This window comes from Candidatus Hydrogenedentota bacterium (assembly GCA_018005585.1).
GTDB lineage: Bacteria > Hydrogenedentota > Hydrogenedentia > Hydrogenedentales > JAGMZX01 > JAGMZX01.
This window is the reverse complement of record JAGMZX010000004.1, coordinates 73,667-91,474: the sequence shown is the minus strand read 5'-3', so window position 1 is coordinate 91,474 and position 17,808 is coordinate 73,667. Positions and strand designations below refer to the sequence as shown.

Annotated in this window: 12 protein-coding genes, 1 tRNA gene and 2 pseudogenes; 8 read left to right on the top strand and 7 right to left on the bottom strand. The window is 62.1% G+C overall.

The annotated features are described in order from the left end of the window. The 3 genes from tnpB to KA184_01395 form a co-directional block, all read right to left on the bottom strand. Positions 1–322, bottom strand: a 322-nt coding sequence (gene tnpB / locus KA184_01405) for an IS66 family insertion sequence element accessory protein TnpB (GenBank protein MBP8128206.1), incomplete at its 3' end; no start/stop codon positions are given. Beyond that, positions 316–657, bottom strand: a complete 342-nt coding sequence (locus tag KA184_01400; GenBank protein ID MBP8128205.1) for a hypothetical protein — start codon at positions 655–657, stop codon at positions 316–318. The genes KA184_01400 and tnpB, both read right to left, overlap by 7 nt. A gap of 89 nt (positions 658–746) precedes the next feature. After that, entirely contained in the window at positions 747–1,826 is a 1,080-nt protein-coding gene (locus tag KA184_01395; protein ID MBP8128204.1) for a hypothetical protein, read from the bottom strand. A 466-nt stretch (positions 1,827–2,292) separates the two neighbouring features. On the opposite strand from KA184_01395, the gene KA184_01390 reads away from it, so the two are divergent. From KA184_01390 to KA184_01380, 3 genes and pseudogenes are all read left to right on the top strand, one after another. Then, positions 2,293–3,405: an NTP-binding protein gene (locus tag KA184_01390; protein ID MBP8128203.1), complete on the top strand. Its 1,113-nt coding sequence runs from the start codon at positions 2,293–2,295 to the stop codon at positions 3,403–3,405. A 401-nt stretch (positions 3,406–3,806) separates the two neighbouring features. Beyond that, positions 3,807–4,034 carry a helix-turn-helix transcriptional regulator gene (locus KA184_01385; GenBank protein MBP8128202.1) on the top strand — a complete coding sequence of 76 codons (228 nt, stop codon included), beginning with the start codon at positions 3,807–3,809 and terminating at the stop codon, positions 4,032–4,034. Continuing rightward, positions 4,031–5,335, top strand: a pseudogene (locus KA184_01380) (site-specific integrase). Before KA184_01385 ends, KA184_01380 begins: the two are co-directional and overlap by 4 nt. A gap of 264 nt (positions 5,336–5,599) precedes the next feature. On the opposite strand, the gene KA184_01375 reads toward KA184_01380, so the two are convergent. Beyond that, positions 5,600–5,676 (bottom strand) — tRNA-His (locus KA184_01375). 1,737 nt (positions 5,677–7,413) lie between these two features. Between KA184_01375 and KA184_01370 the strand changes: the two are divergent. Further along, a pseudogene (locus tag KA184_01370) lies at positions 7,414–7,590 on the top strand (DUF1559 domain-containing protein). A 603-nt stretch (positions 7,591–8,193) separates the two neighbouring features. On the opposite strand, the gene KA184_01365 reads toward KA184_01370, so the two are convergent. Both KA184_01365 and KA184_01360 read right to left on the bottom strand, forming a co-directional pair. Continuing rightward, the gene (locus KA184_01365) at positions 8,194–10,410 is read right to left on the bottom strand and encodes an alpha/beta fold hydrolase (protein MBP8128201.1); all 2,217 of its coding nucleotides are present in this window, start codon (positions 10,408–10,410) and stop codon (positions 8,194–8,196) included. Positions 10,411–10,449: 39 nt separating this feature from the next. Beyond that, positions 10,450–10,833 (bottom strand): PilZ domain-containing protein, encoded by a 384-nt coding sequence (locus KA184_01360; GenBank protein ID MBP8128200.1) that lies wholly within the window; start codon positions 10,831–10,833, stop codon positions 10,450–10,452. A gap of 796 nt (positions 10,834–11,629) precedes the next feature. On the opposite strand from KA184_01360, the gene KA184_01355 reads away from it, so the two are divergent. Beyond that, a complete protein-coding gene (locus KA184_01355) occupies positions 11,630–12,712 on the top strand; it encodes a DUF1080 domain-containing protein (protein ID MBP8128199.1) in 1,083 nt (360 codons plus the stop codon). 71 nt (positions 12,713–12,783) lie between these two features. Here KA184_01355 and KA184_01350 read toward each other — a convergent pair whose 3' ends face one another. Further along, the gene (locus tag KA184_01350; GenBank protein ID MBP8128198.1) at positions 12,784–13,755 is read right to left on the bottom strand and encodes a DUF1559 domain-containing protein; all 972 of its coding nucleotides are present in this window, start codon (positions 13,753–13,755) and stop codon (positions 12,784–12,786) included. Positions 13,756–13,952: 197 nt separating this feature from the next. Here KA184_01350 and KA184_01345 point away from each other — a divergent pair, with 197 nt between their 5' ends. The 3 genes from KA184_01345 (at position 13,953) to KA184_01335 (ending at position 17,688) form a co-directional block, all read left to right on the top strand. Further along, a complete protein-coding gene (locus tag KA184_01345; protein ID MBP8128197.1) occupies positions 13,953–14,738 on the top strand; it encodes a metallophosphoesterase in 786 nt (261 codons plus the stop codon). A 234-nt stretch (positions 14,739–14,972) separates the two neighbouring features. Further along, entirely contained in the window at positions 14,973–16,322 is a 1,350-nt protein-coding gene (locus KA184_01340) for a sigma 54-interacting transcriptional regulator (protein MBP8128196.1), read from the top strand. Between the two features lie 319 nt (positions 16,323–16,641). After that, on the top strand, positions 16,642–17,688 hold the full coding sequence (locus tag KA184_01335; protein MBP8128195.1) for a TIM barrel protein: 1,047 nt from the start codon (positions 16,642–16,644) through the stop codon (positions 17,686–17,688). Positions 17,689–17,808: the final 120 nt, after the last annotated feature.

Sequence of the window (17,808 nt, the reverse complement as noted above, 5' to 3'; positions counted from 1 at the left end):
GCGCCTGCGCCAGCTCCAGCCCCTCCAGGATGCACGCCAACTCCGCCGCGCTTACCTCGAGGCTCGCGCCGGAACCCCCGGGAAACTTCACGACCCCCTTTTCCAGACGCTTGTACCACAGCGCATAGCCGTCCCGGTCCCAATACAGTATCTTGACCCGGTCTCCACGCCGGCCCCGGAACACGAACAGATGGCCCGACAACGGGGCCTGCCGCATCACATGCTCCGCCGCCGCAGCCAGACCGTCGAACGAGCGCCGCATGTCCATCGGCGCCAGGCATAAGAACACCCGCACCCCGACATGGCGGCCAACACTCAACATCCCGCGCGCTCCAGCACCGCGAGCACGCGCCTCAACGTATCCGCGTCAAACCCCGGATGCACGTGCACCCGGTGCGCGTCCCCGACACGCACCTCGATACACGCCTCCCGAGTTCCCACAAGCTTCAACTCCGCAAAGACGGGCGGCCCATCACCCGCCGCGCTCTGTGCCCCGCGACGTTTCAGCGCGTTCTTCCAATAGTGGAAACACCCCTCGCTCAGACCTTGGGCCCTGCAATACCCCAGGATGGACTGACCGCTCGAAGACCAGCGCGCCACATGCTCACCCCAAAACGACTCCCGGCTGACCGCGTCCGCAAACTTCTTCGCTGCCATCGTTCCTCTCCCGTTGATGTGACGACCGCATTTTCCCACAAACCCGCCGACGCCGGAAGATGGCCTTCACCGGACGTTTACAATCGAAGTCAGGCAACGAATGCTGGATCATTAATCTTCTTGACCATGAACTGCTCCCCGGCAAGACGAGTGGCGATGGCGAGAACCACTTTGTTTGCAAAGTTGATGCCGTCAGGAGCATTGAGGCATTCCTTCGCTTCGTCGAAGATTAGGTCCACCACTGCCTGGTTTCCATCGGGCGAGACATTAGAGGTTGAGAACAGGCGGTTGAAGATGCCATCTAGGTCGCTAACCGTGATCTGCTGTGAGTCGGCCTTCCAGTGGAGTAGCGATGTCACCTTTACGTAATCGGGGTCGGTCTGGCCGCGCGTGTACTCGATCAAATTCCGAATGAAGGAAATGGATGCTATCTTCTTCCGCAAGTCTGTGTGGAACGCGTTTTTCCAGTCATTGATGAAGATGTTCTTGATTCCGGCAGCTTTCTCCAATGCCACACCTGTGGCGGTCTTGGAAGCCATGAGACAGTTTCCGTAGCCAACAAAGCGGCTCTCGACGGTTCTGAAAAAATCGAAATTATGCGTCAGGAGGATTTGCTTGAAGTGCGGCCCCTCAGAGATGTCCATTAAGTACTGGATGATCGCGTACTTGTTCTTGTAGTCAAAAGAATCAGCGATATCGTCCACGACAATCAAAGTGTACTGTCCGGCTCTCTTTCGGATCTCAATCTCGAAAAGGATGTTCAGAACGTACAACGCTTTCTTTTCGCCAGTACTAAGTACCTGCAGCAGCGCCGTGCGGTCTATTGGTGCCTGATCAACCCCATCGGTGAATGTGAATCCCAGGTTAAGGATATCCTGCTGTCCCAAAATCACTTCCACCTTGTTGGCGGCATGAAGCTTGAAGGGTACAACAAAGCGGCTGTTGAAAATGTCGATAACCTCTTCCCATTGCGTTCGCTCTTTGTCTGCCTGTTCCTGAATCTCCTTGCGTCGTGCTTCAGCGTCCTGGTACTTTTCGAGCAGGGTTTGGTACAGGCCAAAGGCGGTGTCAATGTAGGCCTTCAAAACTTCCTGTCTAAAATCGGTCATGTTGGTGAACTTGGTCAGCAGCTCTTCGTGGTCTAGGAGAAAAGATTCGAATTCCCGCACGGTTATGTTTTTCTGAATTAACTTTTCGATCTCGGCAAACTTGCTGCGCAAATCTTTGTCTTGCGAGATGCGTTCTTTCTCACTGGCAATCAGTTCCGCGAGTTCCTTCTCGGTCGTGATCTCCCTCTTTTCGTCAGCATTGAGATTCAGGGAGTGTTTGGCAGCAAAGAAACCATTGTCTGCCAGCTGCCTTGCAATCTGCGCCGCGTTGTAGTAGTTGGCCGTCGTCTCGGCCGAACCATTGCGGCTTGCCGAAGCCCTCCTGGATACGCGATTCCGGGGGGCAGACGGGCTGCTTCGGCTACGGCGCTGGCGCGATGAGTTTTACGCTTGGACCAGCACGCATTACTGTCCGGTGACGCCAGACGAACTTCGAGGCTTGGCCTGGGCCTTTCTCGACGGCGTAATGGTGCCGGGTACAAACGAACCCACGAAGTACAAGCCGACAAGTCGGCGTGTTTCAGAGATGTTGGACGCGCTGCTTGGTGTATCCGGCGTTCTCGTGACCGCGGATGCGACCCCGGCAATCTGGCTCGACGGTATAAGCGCACCGTCCGCCGGGCCGATACTCCCCTGTCGCAACGGTCTTCTCGACCTGGACACACGAACGTTGCACAAACACACGCCGGCGTACTTTCAGACCTACGCAGTCCCTTTCGATTACGGCACCAACGCACCGAAGCCGACAGCCTGGACCAAATTCCTGGCCGACCTGTGGGCCGGCGATTACGAATGCATTGCGTTGCTTCAAGAGTGGTTCGGCTACATCCTTAGCGGCGATACGAGCCATCAGAAGATCCTGCTCCTGATCGGACCGAAGCGCAGCGGCAAAGGTACGATTGCACGTGTGCTGGCAGCACTGCTAGGCCGGGAAAACGTTGTCAGTCCCACGCTGGCGTCACTGGGTGAACAATTCGGGGTGCAACCCCTGATTGGGAGAAATCTGGCGATTGTATCTGACGCGCGCTTATCCGGACGCTCAGACCTGGCAATTGTAATTGAGCGACTTCTGAGCATCAGCGGCGAGGATTTGCAGACTGTGTCCCGGAAACATTTGCCGGTGTGGACCGGCCGACTTCCGACCCGCTTCACGATCCTCACCAACGAGGCGCCGCGCCTAACGGACGTCTCTGGGGCACTGGCGTCTCGTTTCCTGGTATTGCCGACAAAGAATAGTTTCTACGGCAATGAGGACCGTACTCTCTTTGATCGCATCGAACTGGAGTTGCCCGGTGTGTTGCTCTGGGCGTTGGACGGCCTGGACCGGCTTCGGGGAAACGGCAAATTTACGATACCCGAAAGCGCGGCGGACATGACCGAGACCCTCGGGGACCTCAGTTCGCCCATCCAAGTGTTTATCCGCGATTGCTGTATCATTGACGCAGCCGCTTCCGTGGAAACGAGGACCTTGTTCTCAGGTTGGAGGCATTGGTGTGAGGAGAACGGGCGCGACCACGTTGGCACAATTCAGACCTTCGGCCGCGACCTAATTGCTGTTGCTCCCGGAATTCGGATACGCCAACTCAGACAGGGGGACGGCACAAGATACCGGGCATACGAGGGCATTGAGCTGCAATAATGTCACGCAGTGGAACGCGTGTATTGCTATTGCACGCGTAACCAATAAACAAAGACCATAGATGATAGACAAAGTGAAGACTACAATAGGGAAAAACGCGTGCCATCGCGTGACAATGACCCGACCTCACCCGAAGCCGGCGCGGCCCCAGGGGGGTATATGCCACACAATCCCTGCTGCCATTGTCCGGCTACCGGCGCTGAAACCCCGCGCCCAAACTTGGGCGTTTTCGTCAGGCGGACACCGGCGAGGTAGTCGAGGTGGAGCAGGGGAGGAAGCGACCGCAGTATTTACACGGTCTGGATTGACCTATAGGCTCCGGTCGGCGCGCGGCTCGATAGAGAGTATGACCCGGATAAGGGACTTGACAAATCAGCAAGCAAAGAAATATATATTACGACATGGATAAGCAAACTGATACGGCATGGACTGACGCTCTGCGTAGGGCGATCAATGAGTCTGGCGAAACGGCGTATGCCCTCGAAAAGAAGACGTCGGTGTTTCGCGGTTCGATCATGCGGTTCGCCCGCGGGGAGCAGAGCATTACGCTTGACCTCGCGGACAAGCTGGCGGCGTACCTGGGCGTGACAGTCCACTATACGCCGCGGAAAAAGGGACGGCAATCATGAGCAGGATTTTCAAGAAGCGCGGTACGCGGTCCTTGCCGGAGGGCGCTACCATCATCAACCGGCGCGGCCGGCGCGTGGCGCAATGGGTAGACGGACGCGGTGCGAAACGCGAAGCGGAAGTTATCGAGCGCGACGGCGCAAGCTGCATCGTGATTGAAACGACGACGTGGTTCATGCGCTGGCGCGGGCACGACGGCGTTGTGCGCGAGGCATCGACGCAATGCCGGGACCGCGACATGGCGGCGCGGGTACTGGCGGAAGCCGAGGCGCGGGAGGAGCGAATCGCGGCAGGTATCCTGAGCGCTTCGGAATGCGCCATGAGCGCATACGCCGACCGGCCATTATCCGAGCATTTCAGTGACTTCCTGGACAGCCTTTGCAGCGCCGGGCGCACGACGGACTACGTGGCCGATTGCAGGCATGTCCTGACGAACGTCGCGGCGGCGTGCTCCTTCGCGCGGTTGCGCAACCTGGACCGGGGCGTCCTGGAGAAGCACCTCGCCGAACTACGTCGCGGCGGCCTGAGCGCACGCACCAGCAACCGATACGGCGGCGTATGGGTGAGCTTTGGCAACTGGCTTGTGCGGGTGTCGCGCATGGCAAGCAACCCCTTCGATGGCTTGTCCAAGGCAAACGAGCGGGTAGACCGACGTCGCAATCGGCGCGCTCTGTCGCCCGATGAACTGGAACGGCTCATCGAGGCGGCGCGGGTGCGGCCCCTACATGAATTCCAGCATGGTAACAGAGACGCACGTCCAGCGAAGGTTTCAGAAACGACGCGGCAGCGGCTCGAATCCATCGGAAACGAGCGCGCGTTTATGTACGCAACGCTCGCGGCGACCGGCCTCCGCTATTCGGAATTGCGGTCCATCCGATGCAGTCAGGTCGTCCTGAACGCTGACCAGCCGCATATTGTGCTCTATGCCCGAGACGAGAAGGCGCGCCGGGGCGCACAGATTCCGCTGCAATCGGCTCTGGCGGCAGAACTGGCGCGGCATATCGAGAGGAAGCGCTCTAACGTTGTGGGGCATTCTGACGCGTCTGGTAACATGCTCGCATTCCGGCAGGACGACGACCCCCGGCTGTTCGATATGCCGGAGAAGGGCGTGCGCGAATTCAACAAAGACCTGGCCTTCGCGGGTATCCTGAAACATGACGCCCGGGGGCGGACCCTGGACCTGCACTGTCTGAGACATACCTTCTGCACATGGCTCGCGCAATCCGGTGTAAGTCTTCAGGTGGCGCAACGGCTCATGAGACACAGCGACCCGAAACTGACGACGGCGCATTACACGCATCTCGGGCTGCTTGACCTGGGCGCGGCGGTCGAGAAGCTGCCGTATCTCAGCACGCGCAAGACGGCCGCGGCCGCGGCCGAAAACGACGGTCGAAATCTTCCCCCATCTATTCCCCTCGCTGACGGCTTTTCGGTGCAATCCGGTGCAATTCTGTGCAAAGAAGATACAGGTAACGAACAAAGCGTTTCAGTGCTGTCCTATGACCAGAAAGCAGCGGAATTACGGGGAAAACCACGTAGTTTTGGGGATTCCAAGGCGGGAAGAAGCTGGTACCGGGGCAGGGACTTGAACCCTGGACCCCTGGATCCACAATCCAGTGCTCTAACCAACTGAGCTACCCCGGCCCGCGCGCGGCATCGGCGAAGCCGACGACCGCGCGAAAGGACAGTATACCGCGCAGGCTGTAAGGCCTGCAAATGTTCGGCCGCGCACGCGTTGGACTGTGCCTTCAAGCGATTGTGACCGGGCTCTTGACTTTGATTCGCGGGTTTGTAGACCATAGATACTTCTTTAGAACATTTGGAAGGAGGGGTATTCTGATGCGAAGTGTAACAGGTCTGTTCCGTGTTTTTGCGTTGCTTGGTCTGGTCATCGTAGGAAGCGCCTGCACGAAGGAGGAGGCGCGGTCCGCGCCGCCGCAGCCGGCGCAGGAGGCCGGGGAGCAACCCGCACAACCGGCGGCGACCGCAACGACGACGGGCTGGACAGTGCGTGACCTGCTGGCCATGTCGCTCGAGAATGCGCCGCTGATGTTTGCGGCGCCTTCGCTGGAGTCCACGTACGGTCAATTCGAGAACTATCTCACCGCGGAACCGATGGCGCAATTCGCGGACATGATGGAGTTCTCGCCCGAGAAACTGATCGGCATGGCGGCGGAGGGGTTCGGCCTGTCCGGCGTCCAGAACCTGGCCCAGCTTCTGGAACGAACGGGATTGGACGGCGCGAAGCCGCTCTGCATTTCCGTTGCGCCGGAGGCGGAGGAGAAGGGGCTCGTCTTCCTGCCCGTCATGTCCGTGGAGCGTTTGCTCGAAGCGCTGGAGTTCGAGGCGGGCGCGCCGGTCGAGGTGACCATCGGCGGCGAGCCCTGTAAAGGCGCGTATGACAACGGTGATGTCGCCTATGTTGTCTACAAGGATTATGTCCTCATAGGAGACTCGCCGAAGACGCTCGAACGCGCGGCTCAGAACATCGCAAATCCCGCCGAGGTGTACTACGGCACGCCCGAACTGCCCGCCGCGGGCAGCGAACTGGTCTTGCGCACGAACCTCGCGGCCCTGCAGTCCGTGTTCGATATGCCGCTCTTGCCGACGCAGGTTGACCTGATGAAGCCCATGCTGGAGCCGCTGGCGGCCGCCGTGGACGAGTCTGTCTTGGCGGTCGAAGTGGCGGAGAGCGTGGTGCGTCTGCGTGTCGCGATGCATAGCACGGCGCCTCAGGCGGCGCCTCCTGGCCCGCTCGAACTGGCGAAGGCACTGCCGGGCGATGCCTTGGCCGTGGCCGGGCTCCGTTTGTCGCCGGGGTTGCGTGCATACATCAAGGAGACAGCCGCGGCGGCAGCGCCGGCGGGCGGCAGCGAAATGCAGATGGTCCAAGGCATGATTACGACGCTTGACAGCGTGCTCGGCGACGAGGTTGCCGGCGCCCTGATGGGGATAGACCCGCTTTCCGGGCCAAACGGCGTGTTGATTGCCCAGAGTTCGAACCCGAAGACGCTCGAGGGGTTGGTGGGCATGACGGTCGTGGGCAGGTCTGGGACAGACTATAAGGGTTGCCAGATAACCGGAGCAGAGGAGGTACCCGGCCTTGGCTTGGGCCTCTTCTGGACCAGCACGGACAAGCACTTCCTCCTGGCGACCAGCGAGGACATGCTGCATGACGCGATTGACCGGCTGACGGCGGCCACACCGCCCGCGGACGGGTTTGCGGCGGACCTGGGACGCATGGCCAAGGCCAATCACGGCTTCTTCTGTCTGAACGGCGGCAAGCTCATGGAGATCCTCACCGCGGAAATTGGCGCGGACGCGGTGCCTCAGGTGGACTTGGGCAATGTCCTGCTCACCTTTGAACAGTACCCGACCTGGTTGCAGGCGGCCGTGGAATCGCCCAATCTGGCGCCTGTGGCCGCTGCACTGCTGCCCGCGCTGGCGCGGGCGCGCGAATCCGCGCGCCGCGCTTCGAGCCAGAACAACCTGAAAGAGTGGGGCTTGGTATACCTAATGTATGCCAACGAGAACGCGGGCGAGCGATATCCGGTCCTGTCCCCGGTTCCGGGCAATCTGATGGCGCGGGGCTCGGCGATCTACCCGGAGTACCTTACCGATCCGTCCATTACGCGGAATCCCGGCAGCGGTAACAGCGTGTTATTCGAGATCTCGTCTCAGGAAGACGCGGACCGGATGATCGACGACAGCGATTATATGTATCTCTCGTACGCCGTGGTGAATGAGGAGGAGGGCCTGGCATGGGCGGCGGCCTACCGCAAGGCCATTGAGGAAGGCGCCGATCTCGACCATGACTTCCAGATGCCTGACGGACGTGTGATTTACCGGCTGCGACAAGGCATCGAGCGCTTCTATATCACGGACATCAACGACCCGAGTTCCGCTGCGAGAGCACAGTCCAGCATTCCGATCATGTGGGAACGGCCCGGCGCTTGGAGCACCGATGGCATCAATGTCCTCTATCTGGATGGGCACGTCGAATTCGTGAAAAAGGGCACGTTCCCTTACACGGAAGCGTTCATGAACGCCCTGTTTGAGCTTGATGCGTTGGGGAACCAATAAGGGCCGCGGGCGTTCCGTCGGCGTGCAGTCGCAACGCTATCTGACGCAGGGAGGGTCGCGCGGCCGCAGCGCATGCGGTCACGCGTTTCCCGGCGGTGGGATGGACATGGCGGCGGCGGGGGCGGGCCTCGTGCGCGTGTGTTCGAGAAACTGGAACACGTGCTCGAAGACGTCCTCGCTGCCGTCGCCGTTTACGATGCCGTGGCGCTCGCTCTCGACGAGAACGAGTTCCTTGTCGCGGGTAGCGGCGTTGTTGAAGATGCCCTGTGCGCTGATCGGGTTCACCGTCGGGTCCTTCGCGCCCTGGACCACGAGCATCGGCGCGCGCACCTGTTGGAGTTGATCCTGCGCCACGCGCATCAACTCGGCCAACTGTTTGATTGCGGTCAGCGGGTTCTTCGTGTAGTTGATGTGTTTGTTCTCGGGATCGTTCTCGACGTATTCAAGGGTCATGCGCGAAGTGCCGATTCGTTTCATCAGCGCGTTCATGGTCACAATGGACGGAACGAACCGGATCGTGCCGCTGCGGACCTGCAGGGGCGCGCAAATCGGGACGATGCCGCACACACGCGGGCCTTTCCGCGCCGCAGCCAGCAGCGCCATCAGGCCGCCCATCGAGAAGCCGCAGCACACGACGTGGTCGGTCAGGCTGCGCAGTACGGCGTATCCGTTCGCGAGCGACGCGTACCAGTCCTGCCAGCTTCTTTGCGCCAGGTCCATGGGCGATGTGCCGTGGCCGCGCAGGCGCACGCCGTAGACCGCGTAGCCGCGCGTATACAGGTAATCGCCGAGCGCGCGCACTTCGAGCGGCGCCGCCATATAGCCGTGGATCAGGAGCACGCCGCCGCGCACCCAGAACGGCTTGAGGAAGAAGGGGCGTCCCACGTCGGGACTCTTGCTCAGTGCCGGGTCGTACCAGCGCGCGTAGTCTCCCTCGAAACGGCGCCGGTCTTCGTAGATCAGCAGCGCGCGCACGCGGCGCGCCGTCCACCACGCGGGCGTCCGCGCGACGCGCTGCAGCGCATTCGTGACTTCCGCAAGCGGCTCGACTTCGTTGGCAATGACGTAGGTCATGTCGCGCGTACGCAGGAGGTGAAAATCCGCGGCGTCATGGATACGCGGCGCACTCTTGACCAGGTCCGCGCCTTCCCGCCGCAGCGAGCCCTCGCGTTCGCAGAGCGCCAGGAAATCGTCGTATTGCGGGCAAGGTTCTTCGGAAAGCAGGTCGCGGAACGCCTCGAGGCTTTCATGGCGGCGATAGCCCGGCAATTCACGGAGCCGCCGCGCGCCCAGGTAGGCGCGCCTGCGGAAACACGGCTCGGAGAACGGCCCCGCGGGGTGCCGCCGCAAGAGCGCCGCGAACACATGGTCCAGGTTCAGCGTTGTCAGCCGGTAGATGGTTTTCATGTACCGCCGCGCCACCTTCTGTACCGCATCCTGGAACAGCGATTTCGGGTCGCGCTGGAGGTCGTCCATGTCGTTCAGGCTGCACGCCATGAGCGAGGCGTACTCGGGCGCGTTGAGGTATTCGCGCACGTCGATCGGGTCGCCAAGCGCCACGTCGATGTCCGTATTCCCGGCCAGCACCGTGCCTTCGACGGACAACTCCTCGAGCGCGCGCGGGCTGAGGTTGTCCTTGTACCGCTCGGCGATGCGCACGAGCAGGTTCTCGTGTGCGCGCATCGGGTAGTACGTGACGTTGACCGGCACGATCACCGTGCGTTTGGCCAGGGCCTGTTCCGCCGAATCCAGCGCGAACTTTTCAAGCGCTCGGGCCAGACCCTCCTGGCCGGGCCGGTCGTGCAGGCAGCCGATCTTGTGCCGGTAGAATTCGGCGCGCAGCGCCAGCGCGGCCGGACCCGTATGCGGCGGGCGGCGTCCGTTGCCGCTGTAGACCTCGAACTCGCCCCGGTCGTTCACGACGTGCTTGTCCTTGATCATCGCGCCTTCGGGAAAAATGAGCCAGGGATGCTCCCCGTTGAGCAGCGACCGCACGATGCGCGTATCGCGGTCCGGGTCGCGCGTCGAGACCGTGCCCGTCGATTCGAGGAAACTGCCGAGTCTGCCGACAAACAGCTCCGCGGCTGCGAGGGCCCAGATTTCCTTGCCCGTGTGGCGATGCAAGGTGTACGGCAGAAGCAGGGTTTCGAGACGGGTAAAATGGTTGACGACGAAGATGACGGCCATTTCGTCCGTGATGCGCTCCACATTGTGAAGGCGGACATTGGCCTTGATCAGCTTCGTCGCCAGATCAAGCACCCATTTACTGAGCGTCAGCGCGACGGTCGTCGCCATCAGGCCTCCCACGCCACCGCCGGCCGCCTGCGCGCGGTACTACCGGCGGGGATAAGGCCCCGCGCCCTCTTGCATCTCTTCTTCGACGTTGTCCGCATCGTCCGCATTATACAGCACCAGCCTGCGCAGGTGCTCCAGGCTCTCCAGGTCTACGTGCGAGAACTCGATGGCGATGCCCGAGTCGTCGACGCGCACCACTTGGCCGTGCATCTCGATGCGGAGATGGTCCACGTTGCCGCGCAGCATCAGCGCCACTTTGCACGTGTTCCCCACGGGCAGCAGCCGTTCCGACGTAATCAGCATGCCGTTCAGGCTGATGTTGCGCGATTCCCCTTCCATCAGCAGACCGTTGTCGAGCCGTACCTCCGTTCGAGCGTGAACGGGGCAACGCGTGGCATTGCGTTGCTCAGCGCTCTTGATCATAAGGACGACCTTTCCCGGTTGCCCGGCGGCGTCCCGGCGCTACGCTACGCCGGCACACGCCGCCAGCCCTGAGTCTTTCACCTTGCCTTATCTATGAGCACAGGAGTGCCGGCGCACACGCGCCCGCTCCCGGGATTCGCGCTGAGACGAGAAGAAACGAATTGGCAACCGGTTGCAGCTACCCCCCTGCCCGCGGCGCCCATTCCCCAACCTTCGCGGACCTGTTCCCGTATGCATGCTTTGAACAGCCATGGTTATGCACGCCCACTATGTCTATTATACCAAAAGATCCCGTATCCGGAAACCTGAATTGCAGACCCCGGAGGAACGCGGGGTAACAAATGCCGCAAGAATTGGCGGGGAACAAGCCCGCAGTGCGCGCATGGTGTGCATAAGACATTTGAGTTACATGGTTTATGACCTCTGTACCGGCCCGATTGCCTGATTTTGAAAGAAAGATGACATTTATTATTCCTTTAGTGTAGAACGAGCCGTGGTGCGGTCTTGGGGGGCGCTCGCGCCCGAATCCATGCGCGAAACACAACAAGAGCAATCCGCTCTCGCACGTTGTGGCTTTCCCTCACATGGCCCCCCATGATAGGTAGGTGGTCATCCGGAATCTCGCTCCGTGACGCTGCGTCTTCGTTGTGAGACCGAACGGCAACCACCTCCCGCGCGGCCATTGGAAAGACGACGGCGACGTCCGTGCAATGACCTGTCTCATTGAGCGCGCAACCGGAAACGCCGTACACTGTGCCCTCTCTGGTGTGCGTATGCCTTACTTGGAGGAAGTACGATGAAATGCAGGATGTGTCTGGTTGGCGCAGTATTGGCTGGGCTCGCGTGCGGGGTTGCGGCGGGGCAGGAAGGACCGTTTCTGGGGCGATGGGCGCTGACGCCCGAGTCGGGCGGTGCGGGCTGGCTCGAAGTGCGCAACGACGCGGGTTATTTCGACGGCACGCTGTTGTGGATGGGCGGCAGCCCGGAGCCGCAGACGCGCGTCTTTTTCGACGGTGATACGCTCCATGCGTTGCGCGTCCGCGAGGATGAGGTCAAGGACGCCGCGGGCAAGGTCGTGCGGAAACAGACACATCCGATTCTCGTGACGGCAACGGTGTCCGGCGACACGATGCAGGGCATGTTCTCGGAGCCGGCGAGCGACGGCAAGAGCATCGCGCGGCAGGCGTTTACGGGCGTGCGCATCCCGGACCTGCCGCCCGCGCCGGACCTCTCGAAGGTGGAGTTCGGCAAGCCGGTGCAACTGTTCAACGGCAGGAACCTCGACGGCTGGGTCATCATCGGCGGGCCGCATTGGGCGGAAGTGAAGAGCAAGCGCCCGGAAGGCGGCAAGGTCGAGGGGTGGGTGGCCGTGGACGATGGGGTATCGAACGGCTGGTCGGTGCGGGACGGTGTGCTTGTAAATGACCCGGTGCAGCACGAGGGCCAGCCGCATATCCGCTACGGCAATATCGCGACGGTGGATGAGTTCGAGGACTTCAACCTCACGCTCGACGTCAACGTGCTCCCGAATGGCAACAGCGGCGTGTACCTGCGCGGCATCTACGAGGTGCAGGTGCTCGACAGCTTCGGCAAGCCGCTCGATCGCCACAACATGGGCGCGATTTACGGCCGGACCGCGCCCACCCTTTCCGCCGAGAAAGCCGCGGGTGAATGGCAGACGCTCGACATCACGCTTGTCGACCGGCATGTGACGGTAAAGCTGAACGGACAGACTATCCTGGACAATCAGCCGCTCATGGGCTGCACGGGCGGCGCGCTCTGGTCCGACGAGTTCCGGCCAGGCCCGATTTATCTTCAGGGGGACCACACCGGCGTAGAATACCGGAACATCTTGCTGCGGCCGGTCGTGCGAAAGTAGACCGCCTTGCCTGAGTCTCGAAGGCAGGTCCTCGCAGAGGACCTGCCTTTGCCGTACCGGGCGGCGGGCGCTTACGCGGCGGCAATCGCGCCGATGATATCCGCCACGGTTGGCAGTACGGGCGGGATTGCGCCCGCCGCGTTCGGCAGGTAGCGGATGAAGTCTACGTGCCCGTCGAGATAGAGGACGTTACATCCGCCCGGCACGTGATTGAACGACGAAACGCCCGCGCCGGTGCCAATCAAGTCAAACATGATGAATACGGTGCTCTGGGCTTGCGCCGTGGCCGCCGGGTTGTTGATGTCCGTAATCAGGAACCGTTCAATGCCCTCGCGCAGCCGGTAGACCGTGTTGCCGCCGCCGTTCCCGTAACCCGGACCCGGGTCGCGCGTGCTGATGTCGATATCCTTGTCTGCCTCGCGCTGCGCCGGCTCGCCCTGGTCATTGATGACGTACGTGGCGGCCTTCTCGAACACGGCGTCCAACGCCGCAGCCAACTGGATGGGACCCCTTTCCGGATGAAAATCCGGGTTGATGGCAGTCAACCCAAGTTGGAGCAGCGTGTAATGAGAGACCTCGATGTCGCCCCTGTTCAGACCGTCGAGAACCCAGCCCAGATAGGCGTAGCTGCTGTCGACGCGCGCGGGCTTGTAAAGAAACAGCGGCGCGCCGTTGGCGTCCACGAGGTCCTCCAACGTTTCGTCCGCATCCGACGGACACAGCATGATCGCCGGGTCGGTCAGGTATTCCGGGTATATGGCGTTGATCTGCGGGCCCGCGGCCGCCTCAAAATTCGGGACCGGGTCGAGCGCGCCGCTGTTGAAGTAGTAGTCGATGCACTGAAGCGGCGGATAGCGCTCACCGTCGGACTCCGACGCGTACATCTTGAAGACGAGACCCCATTCCTTCAGGTTGTTCTGGCAACTCGCACGGCGCGCCGCTTCGCGCGCGCGGGACAGGGCCGGCAGGAGAATAGCGGCCAGTATGCCGATAATCGCGATGACCACCAGCAGTTCGATGAGCGTAAACCCCCGGTTTCGCATGATAGGAATCCTCCGCAAGCGATACTACCCACTCGGAAGGCACAACGGCTCGCCTCCGCCAGATGCGCCCGCGCTAATCGCGCACTCCCATGACGGATGCATCATGCGCCGTATCCGCCGTGAAATCAACTACGCCGACTGGAGACGAGCACGAGGATTGCTGCACAATCGGGGGCGCAATCGGGGAGGGACAAACGATGCGCGTATCGCGAAGACAATTTCTCGCATGCTGTGCCGTGGGTGCGGCTGGAACGGCCTTTGGCCTCGAAGACAGCGGCGCGGAAGCATTTACCTTCGCCGCGATTAACGATATGCACGTCACGGACACGGCAAGTGCGGCGCTGCTCGACAAGGCGGTGGCGCACATCAACGCCGACGCGCGCATCCGCTTCGTGGCCGCGCTTGGCGACATGGCCACCATGGGCCAGACGGAAGAACTGGCCGCCGCGAAGACGTCGCTGGACCGGCTCAAGCCCCGCTATTTCGCCGTGCCGGGCAACCACGATGTCGCCATGCAGCCGGACAACCCCTTCGGCAATTACCGGAGCGTGTTCGGAGACCCGCACTGGGTCCACGAAGACGGCGGCTGGGCGTTTATCGGCTTCAACTCGTGCGAACTCGCGCTGAGCGACGTCACCGTGAGCCCCGAAGAAGTCGCGTGGCTGAAAGAACAGGCTGCGCGGGTCGACGCGAAGCGGCCCATCGCGATCTTCTGCCACCATCCGCTCAATCCGAATACGCGCCAATACCGCATCAGGAATGCGGACGATATTTTGGCCGTGTTCGCGGGACGCGCCCTGAAGCTGGCCGCCGCGGGACATTGGCACGGCAATCAGGTTGAAGAGCAGGAAGGCGTGTTGTTCACCACCACGGCCTGTTGCAGCACAACGCGCAACAATTTCGACGGAACATCCGAGAAAGGCTACCGGCTCTTCCACCTGACCGGGGGAACGGCGGCGACGGAGTTCGTACCCGTCGCCTGACAGATTATGAGACCCTTCGGGCCGCTTCGTGGCCCATTTCAGCCCAACTCATCCGTGCTGTTCGTAGTACACGCTTCCGTGTGCGGGATTATTATGCTGACTCGACGCATTGAGGTGTGTCCTGCGAACCCTCGCGAAGACGCGCGGCGGTGCCGCGGCCCGGCTTGCGCGGCCGGCGCGGGTGGGTTAAGGTGATCGCCGAGCGCAGTGGTCTCAAACTCGGGAATGTGCCTCTTGGCGGTTGCGGACGGCAGCGGCGGACCGGCGAATCTGGAAGCGGCGGACCTCCTTTCGTTGCTGGACCAGTTGCGCGCGGGCGTGATGCTTGCCGGGCCCGGCGGGGAACTGTTGTTCGCTAACCGCACGTGCCGCGAATTGCTCGAACTGGGCGAAGCCGGCGCAGTGGAGCGGCATTTCCTGGACGTGTTGCGGCTGACCAAGCCGTATCGCGAGCAGGTCGCGGCGGTGTTCTTGGAGGCGCCCGGCCCGCAACGCCGCGCGCCCGTCCGGCTGGAAGCACCGTCGGGCCGGCATTACTGGACCGAGATTGAGGCCCGCCCCGACCCGCGCGCGCCCGACCGGCGCATCCTCTACCTTTACGACGTGTCGGAGGTCCACCATCTGCGCCGTCAGCTGGACGAACGGACCCATTTCCAGGACCTCATCGGCAAGAGCGACGCCATGCGGCTCGTCTACGAGCAGATCACGCAGCTTTCGCAGGTGGACACGACCGTGCTGATTCGCGGCGAAACGGGCGCGGGCAAGGAACTGGTCGCGCGGGCGCTGCATTTCGCGAGCCACCGCAAGGACCGGCCCTTTATCCCCGTGAATTGCGCGGGTCTGACCGAGTCGCTCATTGGCAGCCAGCTTTTCGGCCACAAGCGCGGCGCGTTCACCGGCGCCATCTCGGACCAGAAGGGCGTATTCGAGGCGGCGGATGGCGGCACGGTGTTTCTTGACGAGATTGGCGATATCCCGCTCACGCTGCAGACGAGCCTGCTGCGCGTGCTGCAGGAGCGCGAGTTCACGCGGCTGGGCGACTCCGTGCCGCGCAAGGTGGATGTGCGGTTCATCGCGGCCACGAGCCGCACGCTTTCGGACGAAGTGGCGAAGGGCCGGTTCCGCGAGGACCTGCTCTTCCGCATCCGCGTCGCGCGCATCCTGCTGCCGCCGTTGCGCGCGCGGCGCGAGGATATCCCGCTGCTGGTCGCTTTCTTCCTCGAACGCGCGCGCGCCACGACGGGCCGCCCGGTCTTCGAGGTCAGCGCCGCCACGATGAGCATCCTGATGGATTACCACTGGCCGGGCAACGTGCGCGAACTCGAAAGCGCCGTCGAAGCGGGCGTGATTCGCTGCCGCGGCGCGGTACTCCTGCCCGCGGACCTGCCGGCGGAAATCCTGTACGCGCAGCCCGCCGTGGAAGCGCCGGTGATCGTGCCCTATTCGCGCGCGGACGAACAACGGCGCATCTTCGACGCGCTCGAGCGTGCGCGCGGCAACCGCACCGCCGCCGCGCGCTTGCTGGGCATGGGCCGCGCCACCCTCTATCGCAAGCTGCGCAAACACGGGCTGCAGGAGCGGTAGGAGCGGAAAACATCGTTGCACGGGCGCCTCGCCCGTGATGCAAGACCGTCGGCAGGACGCCCATGCCATGGGAGGCAACGATTAATCTCTGGCCGGATTCCACCTGTCCTATAGACAAATAGGGCATGCACTGGTCTTTGCTCCGGATACGGGGAAAGCGACGCGAACCCTGGCCGTGGCCGCCTATGCGCATGACCTGTCCGCCGCGTTGACGCGGATGCATCTGGCGCCGCCTCGGGTTGACCCTTGTGCGCGAGAACCGTATGCTTGTGGTTTCCCGCGCGCAGAAGGCGCGCTCATATGAAGAGGAGGGAGTAGTATGGCTGAGCAAAAGGGAGTCTACCGGTTTTCATTCGGGCCGTGGAACATCGACGAAGGCGCGGACCCGTTCGGGCCGACGGTGCGCAAGCCGGTGGCGCTTGCGCGGAAGATGGCCGCGGCGAAGCAGATGGGCTTTCACGGCATGCAGTTCCACGACGATGATGCCGTGCCGGACCTCGACGGCAAGTCCGCCGCGCAGATTGAGAAGGAGGCGAAGAAGGTGGGAAGGATGCTGTCGGACCACGGGCTGGTTGCGGAGTTTGTCGCGCCGCGGCTGTGGTTCTCGCCGAAAACGATCGACGGGGCCTACACGAGCAATGACCCGAAGTGCCGCAAGTACGCGATCGAGCGCAGCAAGGTCTGCATCGACATCGCGAATGTGCTTGGGGCGAAGACCATCGTCCTCTGGCTGGCGCGCGAAGGGTCGTACATCCGCGAGAGCAAGAACCCGCGCGTCGAAGTGCTGCAAATCCGCGACGCGATCAACGCGATGCTCGCCCACGACTCGAAGATCATGATCCTGATCGAACCGAAACCCAATGAGCCGGTCGACAGCGCGATCATCCCGAGCATCGGCCACGCGGTCGGCCTCTCGTACCTGACGGATGACCCGGCCCGCGTCGGCGTGCTCTGCGAGACGGCGCACTCGATTCTCGCGGGACTCGACCCGTCGGATGACATGGCCTATGCGCTCGCGCACAAGAAGCTCCGGAGCGTGCATCTGAACGATCAGGGCGGACTGAAGTTCGACCAGGACAAGTCGTTCGGCTCATATAACCTGCGCCGCGCGTTCAACCAGGTGCGCGTGCTCGAAGAGTACGGGTATGGCCGCAATGGCGAATGGGTCGGCCTCGATGTGAAGACGATGCGCACGCAGAAGCAGGACGTGAACACGAAGCACCTGCGCAACAGCCTGGAGACGTTCAAGTACCTGCTCGGCAAGGTGCGCGCGCTCGACAAGAAACTCGAAGCCAAGTTGATTGCCGCGCGCGATTACGAAGAACTCGACCGCTACCTTCTGCGCCATCTCATGGGCGTGAAATAGGGCCGCACCCGGTCCGCATCCTATGCGCGCGCCGGCGGCGCCGGGAATGCGTTCCTGACGCCGGGCCGTGCGCGGGAAGCGTGCGCTTTGTTACCATGCGTTCGCCGGATTAGCGGAGGG

Coding starts and splice junctions, on each gene's coding strand:
- KA184_01400 (MBP8128205.1), bottom strand. CDS start 657: ATGGCAGCGAAGAAGTTTGCGGACGCGGTCAGCCGGGAGTCGTTTTGG.
- KA184_01390 (MBP8128203.1), top strand. CDS start 2,293: ATGTTGGACGCGCTGCTTGGTGTATCCGGCGTTCTCGTGACCGCGGAT.
- KA184_01385 (MBP8128202.1), top strand. CDS start 3,807: ATGGATAAGCAAACTGATACGGCATGGACTGACGCTCTGCGTAGGGCG.
- KA184_01365 (MBP8128201.1), bottom strand. CDS start 10,410: ATGGCGACGACCGTCGCGCTGACGCTCAGTAAATGGGTGCTTGATCTG.
- KA184_01360 (MBP8128200.1), bottom strand. CDS start 10,833: ATGATCAAGAGCGCTGAGCAACGCAATGCCACGCGTTGCCCCGTTCAC.
- KA184_01355 (MBP8128199.1), top strand. CDS start 11,630: ATGAAATGCAGGATGTGTCTGGTTGGCGCAGTATTGGCTGGGCTCGCG.
- KA184_01350 (MBP8128198.1), bottom strand. CDS start 13,755: ATGCGAAACCGGGGGTTTACGCTCATCGAACTGCTGGTGGTCATCGCG.
- KA184_01345 (MBP8128197.1), top strand. CDS start 13,953: ATGCGCGTATCGCGAAGACAATTTCTCGCATGCTGTGCCGTGGGTGCG.
- KA184_01335 (MBP8128195.1), top strand. CDS start 16,642: ATGGCTGAGCAAAAGGGAGTCTACCGGTTTTCATTCGGGCCGTGGAAC.